The sequence below is a fragment of the Streptomyces sp. NPDC002698 genome (genome assembly GCF_042888945.1).
In the GTDB taxonomy this organism is placed as follows: Bacteria; Actinomycetota; Actinomycetes; order Streptomycetales; family Streptomycetaceae; genus Streptomyces.
Genome location: NZ_JBIAQM010000040.1, coordinates 18410 through 31098, shown reverse-complemented (window position 1 = coordinate 31098; position 12689 = coordinate 18410). Strand labels below are relative to the sequence as shown.

Below are 12689 nucleotides of genomic sequence, written 5' to 3'. Positions count from 1 at the left end.
CAGTGGACCAGGTGGGGGTACGTGAGGGCTTCGAGGAGCTGTACGGCGCCGCGCCCGAGGGGGTCTGGGCGGCGCCCGGCCGGGTCAACCTGATCGGCGAGTACACGGACTTCAACGAGGGGTTCGTGATGCCGCTCGCGCTGCCGCACACGGCGGTCGCGGCGGTGTCCCGCCGGTCCGACGGGGTGCTGCGGCTGCACTCGGCGGACATCGACGGCCCGGTCGTCGAGCTGCGCGTGGACGAACTGACGCCCCGGTCGGACACCGGCTGGGCCGCCTATCCGGCGGGTGTGGTGTGGGCGCTGCGCGAGGCGGGCCACGCCGTCGGCGGCGCGGACATCCATCTCGCCTCCACGGTCCCCACCGGCGCGGGGCTGTCCTCCTCGGCGGCCCTGGAGGTCGTCACCGCCCTCGCCCTCGACGAGCTGTACCGGCTCGGGCTCACCCGGCCCGAGCTGGCACGGCTCGCCCAGCGCGCCGAGAACGACTTCGTCGGCGTGCCCTGCGGGGTCATGGACCAGACGGCGTCGGCGTGCTGCACCGAGGGCCACGCCCTGCACCTCGACTGCCGCGACCTGTCCATCCGCCAGGTCCCCTTCGACCTCGCCTCCCAGGGACTCGAACTCCTCGTCGTCGACACCCGGGTGAAGCACGCGCTCGGCGACGGGGCGTACGCGGAGCGGCGCGCGGGCTGTGAGGAGGGGGCACGCCTGCTGGGCGTGTCCCATCTGCGCGACGTCGCGTACGAGGACCTCGACACGGCCCTCGCCCGGCTCTCCGACGAGCGCGTGCGCCGCTACGTCCGCCACGTCGTCTCCGACGACCACCGGGTGGACCGGGTCATCTCCCTGCTGGACGCGGGTGACGTCCGCGCGATCGGGCCGGTCCTGACGGACGGTCACGCCTCGCTCCGCGACGATCTGCGGATCTCGTGTCCCGAGCTGGACCTCGCGGTCTCGGCGGCCAACGCCGCGGGTGCGCTGGGTGCGCGGATGACGGGGGGTGGGTTCGGGGGATCCGCCGTCGTGCTGGTGGAGTCCACCGACATCGACGGGGTCACCAAGGCTGTGGTGGAGGCCTTTGCCGAGGCGGGCTTCACCGCTCCGCGGGTGTTTCCGGCTGTTCCTTCGGCGGGGGCCCGGCGGATCGGCTGACCTCCGGGTTTGTTTCGCCCCCTCCGCCCCTGCCCTCCCCCAAGGTCTCGGCTTCGCTCGACCAGGGGGGACCCCCATCGTCCCCGGGGGCTCCGCCCCCGGGCCCCCGCTCCTCAAACGCCGGAGGGGCTGAGACTTTCAGTCGCCGGAGGGGCTGGAACTTGCGCCGGAAGGGGGCCAGCGCTTCGTCAGGGTGTACTCCGTGATTCCCGGGGGGTAGTCGGGGATCACGGCCACCACCTCGTAGCCCTGTTTCCGGTAGAAGTCCGGGGCCTGGAAGTCCCAGGTCTCCAGGCGGGCGGCGTGGCAGCCCCGTTCCTCGCGCGCGACGCGCTCGGCCTCCGCCAGGAGCCGGCTGCCGAGACCCGTGCCCCGGGTGCGGCCGTCGACCCACAGGTAGGTCACGTGCAGCCAGGTCGTCCAGGTGTGGCCCACCAGACCGCCGGCCAGGGCGCCGTCCTGGTCCAAGGCCCAGACGTGAAGCGGGGATTCACGCTCGCCCGGGGTTCCGCGCAGCGCGCGCAGCACCGGGGAGGCCGCCGTGTTCGTGTCCAGCAGCCGTCTGCGGAGCAGATCCCGACGCTCCTTGTCGTCTCCTGTCTCGATACGAAACATACGGCTCACCATAAACGCGCTGGCCAACCAGTTCTGCAAATCACCTTCCGCTCCTCGCCCCCGGCCGTACTCTGATGAACAGTGCCGGTGGGGGCCGGTGCTGATCAGGGGGCGAGACAGTCGGGTACGACGCCCGAAGTGGGGGTAGCACTTCCAGCACGGCGGCGGCCGTGCGGCGGAGGCACCTCGTTTTCCGGGTCGCAAGCGGGCCCGGGATCACCTCGGGCGCCGTACCCGTACGGATCGTCCCCCGACAGTGGGGGTTTCTGTGGTTCGCATCCGAGTACTGGTCGTCGACGACCATCGCATCTTCGCCGAGTCGCTCGCCGCCGCGCTCGCGGCCGAGCCCGATGTCGACGTGTCCGCGGCCGGCAGCGGTCCGGCCGCGCTGCGCTGCCTCGAACGCGCGGCGGCCGAGGGCCGCCGCTTCGACGTGCTGCTCGTCGACGCCGACCTGGGCGGCAATCTGCCCGGCATGCGTCCGGCGGTGCCCGTCCAGGAGAGCAACGAGGACGGCCTGGTCGACGGCATATCGCTGGTCGCCGGAGTGCGCTCCGGGCAGCCGAGCGTACGGACCGTCGTGCTGGCCGAGAAGGACGATCCGCGCCGGGCCGCGCTCGCCCTCCAGGCCGGCGCCTCGGGATGGGTCGCCAAGGACTGCTCGCTGTCACGGCTGCTCACGGTCATACGGGGTGTGCTGCGCGACGAGACCCATCTGCCGCCCGCCCTGCTCACCGGGGTGCTGCGGGAGCTGACCGCCGCGCGCAAGCACCGCACCGAGAGCGAGCGGCTCGTCGAGTCGCTGACGCCCCGTGAGCGCGAGGTGCTGCGGTGCATGGTCGCCGGGCTCGGGCGCAAGGCGGTGGCGGAGCGGCTGTTCCTGTCGCCGCACACCGTCCGCACCCATATGCAGAACGTCCTGGGGAAGCTCGGTGTGCACTCCACCCTCGCCGCCGTGGCACTGGCCCGGCGCGCGGGTGTCGGACCCGTCGACCTAACCGGGGATGTTGTCGAACGGGGCGGTCAACTGGCGTAGCAGCCCGGCCAGTTCACCGCGCTGTGCCCGGCTCAGCTCGGCGAGGATCGCCCGTTCCTGGTCGAGCAGGCCGGCCAGCGCCTGGTCGGCGCGGTCGCATCCCTCGTCCGTGAGGCGTACGAGCACGCCCCTGCGGTCGCTCGGGTCCGGGAGGCGTTCGACCAGACCCTTCTTGGTCAGACGGTCGATGCGGTTCGTCATCGTGCCGGAGGTGACGAGCGTCTGCGTCAGCAACTGGCCGGGAGAGAGCTGATACGGGGAACCCGCGCGCCGCAGCGCCGTCAGGACGTCGAACTCCCAGGGCTCCAGGCTGTGCTCGGCGAAAGCGAGCCGGCGCGCACGGTCCAGATGCCGGGCCAGCCTGCTCACGCGGCTGAGCACCTCGAGCGGTTCCACGTCGAGGTCAGGGCGCTCACGGCGCCACGCAGCGACCAGCCGATCGACCTCGTCCTCCATGACGATCAGTGTAGTGGTTGTGTCGACATGAAGTCTCTTGATGTGGAGTTTCTTGATGACAAGTCTCTTGACGTCGAGATAGTTTTCCTGTGAGGCTGGAGACCCGAACGGTCCGGTCACCGCCGCCCCTTCAGCGGTCCGCGACCCCAGCGCGACTTCGAGGAGGCCACCCATGGCTGCCACCCCCACCTGGGACCCGGGCCAGTACCTGCGCCACTCCCGGCACCGGGCCCGCCCCTTCGCCGACCTGCTCGCCCAGGTCCCCGAGCTTCCGGGCGATCCCGCCCGCATCGCCGACCTCGGCTGCGGCCCCGGCAACGTCACCGTCCAGCTCGCCGCCCGCTGGCCCACCGCCCGCATCACCGGCTACGACAACTCCGCCGACATGCTGGCCCGGTCCGAGGAGTACGCGGGCCCCACGGCCGGCGGCGGGCGGCTCGACTTCGCCCACGCCGACCTCACCGACTGGACGCCCGCCGGGACGTACGACCTGATCACCTCGAACGCCGCGCTCCAGTGGGTGCCGGGACACCTGGAGTCGCTCCCCGGCTGGCTCGACGCGCTCGCGCCCGGCGGCACCTTCGCCTTCCAGGTCCCCCACAACACCGACGCCCCGCTGCACGTCCTCCTGCGCGAACTCGCCTCCTCCCCGCGCTGGAAAGGTCTGCTCGGCGACTCCCCGCGCCCCGCGGACTCGGTCCACGACCCGCTCGTCTACCTGGACCTCCTGGAGAGGGCCGGCTGCCGCGCGGACGTCTGGGAGACCACGTACATGCAACGGCTGAGCGGACCGGACCCCGTGCTCGACTGGGCGAAGGGGACCGCGCTGCGGCCCGTGCTGACCGCCCTCGCGGACGACCCCGAGGCCACGGACGGCTTCCTCGCCGCCTACCGGGACCTGCTGCGCGAGGCCTACCCCGCCCGGTCCTACGGCACGGTCCTGCCGTTTCGCCGGCTCTTCGCCGTGGCCCGGAAGGAGGCCTGATGCTCACCGCGCTCGACCATGTCCAGCTCGCCGCCCCGCCGGGCTGCGAGGACCGCCTGCGCGCGTACTACGTCGGCGTCCTCGGCATGACCGAGACGCCCAAGCCGCCCGTCCTCGCCGCCCGCGGGGGCTGCTGGTTCCGGGCGGGGCCGTCGAGCTGCACCTCGGGACCGAGGCCTCCTTCCGTCCCGCGAAGAAGGCCCACCCCGGGCTGCGCGTCACCGGCATCGACGCCTGTGCCGCACGGATCGAGGCCGCCGGCTTCCCCGTCGTCCGGGACGAGGACCTGCCCGGGCACCGGCGCTTCTTCTCCGAGGACCCCGTCGGCAACCGCCTCGAATTCCTGGAGCCGCTCCCGGCCCGCGACTGAGCCGGGAGCGCACTCGGCCCGGACCCCGTCTCAGGCCTTGCGATGCCCTATCAGCCGCGGCTTCGGCTCCAGCCCGTCCAGACCGTGCCACGCCAGGTTCACCAGATGGGCGGCCACCTCCGCCTTGCGCGGCTTGCGGACGTCCAGCCACCACTGGCCCGTCAGCGCGACCATGCCGACCAGGGCCTGGGCGTACAGCGGCGCCAGTTTCGAGTCGAAGCCGCGGCTCTTGAACTCACGGCCCAGGATGTCCTCCACCTGGGTGGCGATGTCCGAGATCAACGACGCGAACGAACCCGTCGACTGCGGGATGGGGGAGTCACGGACCAGGATGCGGAAACCGTCCGTGTACTCCTCGATGTAGTCCAGAAGGGCGAACGCCGCCTGCTCGCACAGCTCGCGCGGATGGCCCGCCGTCAGCGAACCGGTCACCATGTCCAGCAGCCGCCGCATCTCACGGTCCACCACCACCGCGTACAGGCCCTCCTTGCCGCCGAAGTGCTCGTAGACCACCGGCTTGGAGACACCGGCCTTGGCCGCGATCTCCTCCACCGACGTGCCCTCGAAGCCCTTGGCCGCGAACAGGGTGCGGCCGATCTCCAGCAGCTGCTGACGGCGCTCGGCGCCGGTCATACGAGTGCGACGCGCGCGCCGCGGCTTGTCGTTGCTGCTCGGGGTGCTGCTGGAGTCGGTCGCCACGCCGTCAATCATGCCGCTTCAGCGGTTTCCGTCTTGCGTCGGGAGCCGTTCCCGTCGTCGCTGCGGCGGGAATCGATACGCGAGCGTGACGGCCAGCGCACGTCATAGGCCCATCCGAGCTGCTCGCACCAGCGGATGATCCGCGCCGACGAGTCGAGCTGGCCGCGGTCCACACCGTGCCGGGCGGACGTCGGGTCCGAGTGGTGGAGGTTGTGCCAGGACTCGCCGCACGAGAGCACCGCCAGCCACCACACGTTGCCCGAACGGTCACGCGACTTGAACGGGCGCTTGCCGACCGCGTGACAGATCGAGTTGATCGACCAGGTCACATGGTGCAGCAGGGCCACCCGGACGAGGGAACCCCAGAAGAACCCGGTGAACGCGCCCCACCACGACATCGTCACCAGACCGCCGATCAGGGCCGGCAGGGCCAGCGAGAGCAGCGTCCAGAGGAGGAACTGACGCGAGATCGCCCGGATCACCGGGTCCTTGACCAGATCGGGCGCGTACTTCTCCTGCGAGGTCCGCTCCTCGTCGAACATCCATCCGATGTGCGCCCACCACAGGCCCTTCAGCAGCGCCGGGACCGTCTCCCCGTAACGCCACGGCGAATGCGGGTCACCCTCGGCGTCGGAGAACTTGTGGTGCTTGCGGTGGTCGGCGACCCAGCGCACGAGAGGGCCCTCGACCGCCATCGATCCCGCGATCGCGATCGCGATCCGCAGAGGCTGCTTCGCCTTGAAGGAGCCGTGCGTGAAGTAGCGGTGGTAACCGATCGTGACGCCGTGGCAGCCCAGGTAGTAGAAGAAGACCAGCAGGCCCGCGTCCAGCCAGCTCAGCCCCCATCCCCAGGCCAGAGGCACCGCGGCGAGCAGCGCCAGGAACGGAACGGCGATGAAGAGAAGAAGGGTGATCTGTTCGAGTGACCCCTTCTTCTCGCCGCCGAGGGTCGCGGCGGGGAGCGAGGTGCCGTCGTCCGCCCGCGGGGCGTCGTCGATCACATCCGAACTCGTGGTCATGGGCGTCCCTTGTGGGGTTCGAGGGTGAGGAACGGCGGGGAAGGGTGTCCGGGTGCGAACCCAGCGTCCTCCCGTCGTCCGACGGGAATACCTACGGGTCCGTAACCTACGGCGTCGTAAGTATGTCAGCGCGTAGCCCGGCGGCAAGAGCCCGTGAGCCTGCGCGTCCGAGGGGACACCTATCCTTGGAGTCGGTCGGACAGCGCGGTCCGTTCTGTTTTCTTCCCGGATGCCACCTCCTTAAGCGGCACCCGCCGCGCGCGGTCGTCACCCGGGTTCCCTCCCAGACGAGCTTCAGACGAGATTCCCCACTCTTCAGACGAGCTTCACCACTGCAAGGAGCCGCACCTGTGAGCAGTGCCGACGACCAGACCACGACCACCAGCAGCGAACTGCGCGCCGACATCCGCCGCCTGGGCGACCTGCTCGGCGAGACCCTCGTACGGCAGGAGGGCCCCGAGCTCCTGGAACTGGTCGAGAAGGTCCGCCGCCTGACCCGCGAGGACGGCGAGGCCGCCGCCGAGCTGCTGCGCGGCACCGAGCTGGAGACCGCCGCCAAGCTGGTCCGCGCCTTCTCGACCTACTTCCACCTCGCCAACGTCACCGAGCAGGTGCACCGCGGACGCGAGCTGCGCGCCAAGCGCGCCGCCGAGGGCGGCCTTCTCGCCCGGACGGCCGACCGGCTCAAGGACGCCGACCCCGAGCACCTGCGCCAGACGGTCAAGAACCTCAACGTCCGCCCGGTGTTCACCGCCCACCCCACGGAGGCGGCCCGGCGCTCGGTCCTCAACAAGCTGCGGCGCATCGCCGCGCTCCTGGAGACCCCGGTCATCGAGGCCGACCGCCGCCGCCACGACACCCGCCTCGCCGAGAACATCGACCTGGTGTGGCAGACGGACGAGCTCCGCGTCGTGCGCCCCGAACCCGCCGACGAGGCCCGCAACGCCATCTACTACCTGGACGAGCTGCACGCCGGCGCCGTCGGTGACGTCCTGGAGGACCTCACCGCCGAACTCGAACGCGTCGGCGTCGCCCTCCCGGACGACACGCGCCCCCTCACCTTCGGCACCTGGATCGGCGGCGACCGCGACGGCAACCCGAACGTCACCCCCGACGTCACCTGGGACGTCCTGATCCTCCAGCACGAGCACGGCATCAACGACGCCCTGGAGCTCATCGACGAACTCCGCGGCTTCCTGTCGAACTCCATCCGCTACACCGGCGCCACCGAGGAACTCCTGGAATCCCTCCAGAGCGACCTCGAACTCCTGCCGGAGATCAGCCCCCGCTACAAGCGCCTCAACGCCGAGGAGCCCTACCGCCTCAAGGCCACCTGCATCCGGCAGAAGCTGGAGAACACCAAGCAGCGCCTGGCCAAGGGCACCGCGCACGAGGACGGCCGCGACTACCTCGGCACCGCCGAACTCCTGCGCGACCTCATCCTCGTCCAGACCTCGCTGCGCGAGCACCGCGGCGGCCTGATCGCCGACGGCCGGATGAACCGCACCATCCGCACGCTCGCCGCGTTCGGCCTCCAGCTCGCCACCATGGACGTACGCGAGCACGCGGACGCCCACCACCACGCCCTCGGCCAGCTCTTCGACCGGCTCGGCGAGGAGTCCTGGCGCTACGTGGACATGCCGCGCGACTACCGCGCCAAGCTCCTCGCCAAGGAACTGCGCTCCCGGCGCCCGCTCGCTCCGACCCCCGCGCCGCTCGACGCCGCCGGCCAGAAGACCCTCGGCGTCTTCGAGACCGTCAAGAAGGCCCTGAAGACCTTCGGGCCCGAGGTCATCGAGTCGTACATCATCTCGATGTGCCAGGGCGCCGACGACGTCTTCGCCGCCGCCGTCCTCGCCCGCGAGGCCGGACTGCTCGACCTGCACGCCGGCTGGGCGAAGATCGGCATCGTGCCGCTCCTGGAGACCACCGACGAGCTCAAGGCCGCGGACACCATCCTGGAGGACATGCTCTCCGACCCCTCGTACCGCCGTCTGGTGGCACTGCGCGGGGACGTCCAGGAGGTCATGCTCGGCTACTCCGACTCCTCCAAGTTCGGCGGCATCACCACCTCGCAGTGGGAGATCCACCGCGCCCAGCGCCGGCTGCGCGACGTCGCCCACCGCTACGGCGTGCGCCTGCGGCTCTTCCACGGCCGCGGCGGCACCGTCGGCCGCGGCGGCGGCCCCTCGCACGACGCGATCCTCGCGCAGCCCTGGGGCACCCTGGAGGGCGAGATCAAGGTGACCGAGCAGGGCGAGGTCATCTCCGACAAGTACCTGGTCCCCTCGCTCGCCCGCGAGAACCTCGAACTGACGGTCGCCGCGACCCTCCAGGCGTCCGCCCTGCACACCGCGCCCCGCCAGTCCGACGAGGCGCTGGCCCGCTGGGACGCGGCGATGGACGTCGTCTCCGACGCCGCCCACTCCGCCTACCGGCGGCTCGTCGAGGACCCCGACCTGCCGACGTACTTCCTCGCCTCCACGCCGGTCGACCAGCTCGCCGACCTGCACCTGGGCTCGCGGCCCTCCCGCCGCCCCGGCTCGGGCGTCTCGCTCGACGGACTGCGCGCCATCCCGTGGGTCTTCGGCTGGACCCAGTCCCGGCAGATCGTGCCCGGCTGGTTCGGCGTCGGCTCCGGCCTCAAGGCACTGCGCGAGGCCGGCCTGGACACCGTGCTCGACGAGATGCACGAGCAGTGGCACTTCTTCCGGAACTTCCTCTCGAACGTCGAGATGACCCTCGCGAAGACCGATCTGCGGATCGCCCGCCACTACGTCGACACCCTCGTCCCCGACGAGCTCAAGCACGTGTTCGACGTCATCGAGGCCGAGCACGAGCTCACCGTGCGCGAGGTGCTGCGCATCACCGGCGGCGAGAAGCTGCTCGACACCCACCCGGTGCTCCAGCAGACCTTCGCCATCCGCGACGCCTACCTGGACCCGATCTCCTACCTCCAGGTCGCCCTCCTCAAGCGCCAGCGCGACGAGGCCGCGGCCGGGCAGACGACGGACCCGCTGCTCTCGCGGGCCCTGCTCCTGACGGTCAACGGTGTGGCGGCGGGCCTGCGCAACACCGGCTGAGCGAACGGCCCCGCCGGGCCGGTGACACCCGGACACCGGCGGGGCCGACGCGAAGGCGCCCTCCGCGCTCGTACCCGTACGAGCGCGGAGGGCGCCTTCATGTGTCCGTGCGGCCGTCCGCCCCCATGGCGGCGCGTGTGTTCCCCCGCGTCTCCGCGGGCCCCTACAGGACCAGGAACGTGGCCGTCAGCAGGGCGATCCCCGTGCCCGCCATCACCCAGGCCGGGCGGGGCAGCCGCAGACCGCCCGCGACCACCACCGAGGCGAGCAGCAGGGCCCCCGCGAGCGGGATCCAGGCGTAGAGCAGTCCGGCCGGCCCGCTGCGGACGACCTCGTCGCTGCCGGGTTTCACCGTGACCGTGTACGTCCGGCCCTTCTCCACGGCCACCGACTGGTCGATGACGACGTGGGACCGTGCCCGTGAACCGGGCGACACCGGCGTGTACGACCCCGCGCAGACGTCCCCCGAGCACGACCGCACGGTGATCGTGCCCTGCTCCCGGCCCTTGCTCAGCATCACGTGCTGCGCGGTGCCCCAGGAGGCCCAGACGCCCGCGATCAGGATGAGCCCGGTGACCACGCCCATCGCCGTGAGCTGTCCGAGACGCAGCGCCGTGTACGCGCTCTGACGTGAGGTGACGGCACGCATGGCGGGGATCATTGGCCATGGCCGCGCGCTCGGTCAACTCCCGAGGGGGACAAGTCGGCAGTTGTGCGCGTACGTCGACCACCCGGCCCCGGCCGCGCGGCCGTCCCGCGGTTCCCGGGGCCTCACGGGCCGTCCCTCAGGAGCCGTACGGGCGGTTCCTCAGGAGTTGTAGGTGCTCTGGGCCCGCTCCAGGCCCTCGATCACCAGGCACTCCACCGCGTCCGCCGCCCGGTCCACGAAGTAGTCCAGTTCCTTGCGCTCGGCCGGGGAGAAGTCCTTGAGGACGAAGTCCGCGACCTGCATACGGCCCGGAGGGCGCCCGATGCCGAACCGCACCCGGTGGTAGTCCGCGCCCATCGCCTTCGTCATGGACTTGAGGCCGTTGTGGCCGTTGTCGCCGCCGCCCAGCTTCAGCCGCAGCACGCCGTGGTCGATGTCGAGCTCGTCGTGGACGGCCACGATGTTCGCCGTCGGCACCTTGTAGAAGTCCCGCAGCGCGGTCACCGGGCCGCCCGACAGGTTCATGTACGACATCGGCTTGGCCAGGATCACCCGGCGGTTCGCCGGACCGGGCGGTCCGATCCGCCCCTCGATCACCTGGGCCTGCGCCTTGCCCGCCCGCTTGAACTTCCCGCCGATCCGCCCGGCCAGCAGATCGGCCACCATGAAGCCCACGTTGTGCCGGTTCATGGCGTACTCGGGGCCCGGATTGCCGAGGCCCACGATCAGCCAGGGCGCATTGGCGTCGGTCGTCACGTCCGTGTCTCCCATGTGTCCTTGATACGCGGCAGCCGCCGCTCCCGAGAAGGAGCGGCGGCTGGCACAGATGAAGATTCCGGGGGGAATCAGGCCTCGGCGGCAGCCTCGGACTCGCCCTCGGCGGCCGGCTCCTCGGCCTGCGCCGACAGGACCTGGATGACGACCGCGTCCTCGTCGATCGCCAGCGTGGTGCCCTTGGGGAGCTTGATGTCCTTGGCGTGGATGGAGGCACCGGCCTCCAGGCCCGCGATGGAGACGGTGACCGACTCCGGGATGTGGGTGGCCTCGGCCTCGACCGTCAGCGTGTTCAGCACGTTCTCGACGAGGAAGCTGCCCGGGGCCAGCTCGCCCTCGGTCTGCACGAAGACCTCGACGGTGACCTTCTCGCCGCGCTTCACGAGGAGCAGGTCGACGTGCTCGAGGTGGCCCTTGATGGCGTCGCGCTGGACGGCCTTCGGGATCGCGAGCTCGGTCTTGCCGCCCAGGTCCAGGGAGAGCAGGACGTTCGGCGTACGCAGCGCGAGAAGCAGCTCGTGGCCCGGCAGCGTGATGTGGACCGGGTCCGTGCCGTGACCGTAGACGACGCCGGGAACCCTGCCCTCGCGGCGGACGCGGCGGGCGGCGCCCTTGCCGAACTCGTTGCGGGACTCGGCGGCGAGCTTGATCTCGGACATGTTCACTCCTCGTAGATCTGGGGAAAGAGGTCACCCGGCCAAACCATCGGCCTGCTACGAAGAGCGCGTCGATAACGGACCGCCGCACACAAAAGTGCGGCCTCCCTCGCCGAGCAACTGTGACAGCTTACGGGGCGGGGAGGCCGTACAAGAAATCGATCTAGGCGACCGACGGGAGAGGGGCCTACTGCTCCTCGAACAGGCTCGTCACCGAGCCGTCCTGGAAGACCTCGCGCACCGCGTCCGCGATGGTCGGCGCGATCGAGAGCACCGTGATCTTGTCGAGCTCCAGCTCGCCGGGGGTCGGCAGGGTGTCCGTGAAGATGAACTCGCTGACCTTGGAGTTCTTCAGACGGTCGGCCGCCGGGCCGGAGAGGACACCGTGCGTGGCCGTCACGATGACGTCCTCCGCGCCGTGCGCGAACAGCGCGTCGGCGGCGGCGCAGATGGTGCCACCGGTGTCGATCATGTCGTCGACGAGGACGCAGACGCGGCCCTTCACGTCACCGACCACCTCGTGGACGGTGACCTGGTTGGCGACGTCCTTGTCGCGGCGCTTGTGCACGATGGCCAGCGGAGCGTCGAGACGGTCGCACCAGCGGTCGGCCACGCGCACCCGGCCGGCGTCCGGCGAGACGACGGTGAGCTTGGACCTGTCGACCTTGGCGCCCACGTAGTCGGCGAGGATCGGCAGCGCGAACAGGTGGTCCACCGGGCCGTCGAAGAAGCCCTGGATCTGGTCCGTGTGCAGATCGACCGTGAGGATGCGGTCCGCACCGGCCGTCGCCATCAGGTCGGCGACCAGACGCGCCGAGATCGGTTCACGTCCACGGTGCTTCTTGTCCTGACGGGCGTAACCGTAGAAGGGCACGATCACCGTGATGCTCCTGGCGGAGGCCCGCTTCAGAGCGTCGATCATGATCAGCTGTTCCATGATCCACTTGTTGATGGGGGCCGTGTGGCTCTGCATCAGGAAGCAGTCGGCGCCGCGCGCGGACTCCTGGTAGCGGATGTAGATCTCGCCGTTCGCGAAGTCGAAGGCCTTGGTCGGGACGACCCCGACACCCAGCTTGTGGGCGACCTCCTCGGCAAGCTCGGGGTGGGCGCGGCCGGAGAAGAACATCATCTTCTTCTCGCCGGTCGTCGTCTTGATCCCGGTCACAGCACTGTCTCCTCAGAGGTCATCTCAG

The 12689-nt window shown here is 70.7% G+C and carries 12 protein-coding genes and 1 pseudogene; 5 read left to right on the top strand and 8 right to left on the bottom strand.

The window, feature by feature from the left end:
* The first annotated feature begins 11 nt into the window (after window positions 1-11).
* Window positions 12-1154, top strand: coding sequence for a galactokinase (gene galK, locus ACFYW9_RS35150; RefSeq protein ID WP_389159201.1), 1143 nt, complete (start codon window positions 12-14; stop codon window positions 1152-1154).
* Window positions 1155-1292: 138 nt separating this feature from the next.
* Here the strand turns inward: galK and ACFYW9_RS35145 are convergent, their stop codons facing one another.
* Window positions 1293-1781, bottom strand: a complete 489-nt coding sequence (locus tag ACFYW9_RS35145; protein WP_389159199.1) for a GNAT family N-acetyltransferase — start codon at window positions 1779-1781, stop codon at window positions 1293-1295.
* A 256-nt stretch (window positions 1782-2037) separates the two neighbouring features.
* On the opposite strand from ACFYW9_RS35145, the gene ACFYW9_RS35140 reads away from it, so the two are divergent.
* A complete protein-coding gene (locus ACFYW9_RS35140; RefSeq protein WP_351859695.1) occupies window positions 2038-2805 on the top strand; it encodes a response regulator transcription factor in 768 nt (255 codons plus the stop codon).
* Here ACFYW9_RS35140 and ACFYW9_RS35135 read toward each other — a convergent pair.
* Window positions 2764-3261 carry a MarR family winged helix-turn-helix transcriptional regulator gene (locus ACFYW9_RS35135; protein ID WP_261703948.1) on the bottom strand — a complete coding sequence of 166 codons (498 nt, stop codon included), beginning with the start codon at window positions 3259-3261 and terminating at the stop codon, window positions 2764-2766. The two genes, ACFYW9_RS35140 and ACFYW9_RS35135, sit on opposite strands and share 42 nt — an antisense overlap.
* 172 nt (window positions 3262-3433) lie before the next feature.
* On the opposite strand from ACFYW9_RS35135, the gene ACFYW9_RS35130 reads away from it, so the two are divergent.
* Both ACFYW9_RS35130 and ACFYW9_RS35125 read left to right on the top strand, forming a co-directional pair.
* Window positions 3434-4246 carry a trans-aconitate 2-methyltransferase gene (locus ACFYW9_RS35130; RefSeq protein ID WP_351859692.1) on the top strand — a complete coding sequence of 271 codons (813 nt, stop codon included), beginning with the start codon at window positions 3434-3436 and terminating at the stop codon, window positions 4244-4246.
* Window positions 4246-4616: pseudogene (locus tag ACFYW9_RS35125) on the top strand (VOC family protein). Before ACFYW9_RS35130 ends, ACFYW9_RS35125 begins: the two are co-directional and overlap by 1 nt.
* Before the next feature lie 30 nt (window positions 4617-4646).
* Here the strand turns inward: ACFYW9_RS35125 and ACFYW9_RS35120 are convergent.
* Together ACFYW9_RS35120 and ACFYW9_RS35115 are read right to left on the bottom strand one after the other, a co-directional pair.
* On the bottom strand, window positions 4647-5327 hold the full coding sequence (locus ACFYW9_RS35120) for a TetR/AcrR family transcriptional regulator (RefSeq protein WP_326787291.1): 681 nt from the start codon (window positions 5325-5327) through the stop codon (window positions 4647-4649).
* On the bottom strand, window positions 5324-6334 hold the full coding sequence (locus ACFYW9_RS35115; protein WP_389159140.1) for an acyl-CoA desaturase: 1011 nt from the start codon (window positions 6332-6334) through the stop codon (window positions 5324-5326). The genes ACFYW9_RS35120 and ACFYW9_RS35115 overlap by 4 nt, the downstream gene beginning before the upstream one ends.
* A 350-nt stretch (window positions 6335-6684) precedes the next feature.
* On the opposite strand from ACFYW9_RS35115, the gene ppc reads away from it, so the two are divergent.
* Window positions 6685-9417 carry a phosphoenolpyruvate carboxylase gene (ppc, locus tag ACFYW9_RS35110; RefSeq protein ID WP_389159138.1) on the top strand — a complete coding sequence of 911 codons (2733 nt, stop codon included), beginning with the start codon at window positions 6685-6687 and terminating at the stop codon, window positions 9415-9417.
* Window positions 9418-9580: 163 nt separating this feature from the next.
* On the opposite strand, the gene ACFYW9_RS35105 is transcribed toward ppc, so the two are convergent.
* From ACFYW9_RS35105 to ACFYW9_RS35090, 4 genes are all read right to left on the bottom strand, one after another.
* Window positions 9581-10078 carry a hypothetical protein gene (locus tag ACFYW9_RS35105; protein WP_389159136.1) on the bottom strand — a complete coding sequence of 166 codons (498 nt, stop codon included), beginning with the start codon at window positions 10076-10078 and terminating at the stop codon, window positions 9581-9583.
* Window positions 10079-10225: 147 nt separating this feature from the next.
* Window positions 10226-10837 (bottom strand): aminoacyl-tRNA hydrolase, encoded by a 612-nt coding sequence (gene pth / locus ACFYW9_RS35100; RefSeq protein WP_351859680.1) that lies wholly within the window; start codon window positions 10835-10837, stop codon window positions 10226-10228.
* Window positions 10838-10911: 74 nt separating this feature from the next.
* On the bottom strand, window positions 10912-11499 hold the full coding sequence (locus tag ACFYW9_RS35095; protein WP_387308587.1) for a 50S ribosomal protein L25/general stress protein Ctc: 588 nt from the start codon (window positions 11497-11499) through the stop codon (window positions 10912-10914).
* A gap of 184 nt (window positions 11500-11683) precedes the next feature.
* A complete protein-coding gene (locus tag ACFYW9_RS35090) occupies window positions 11684-12661 on the bottom strand; it encodes a ribose-phosphate diphosphokinase (RefSeq protein WP_351859676.1) in 978 nt (325 codons plus the stop codon).
* Window positions 12662-12689 lie beyond the last annotated feature (28 nt).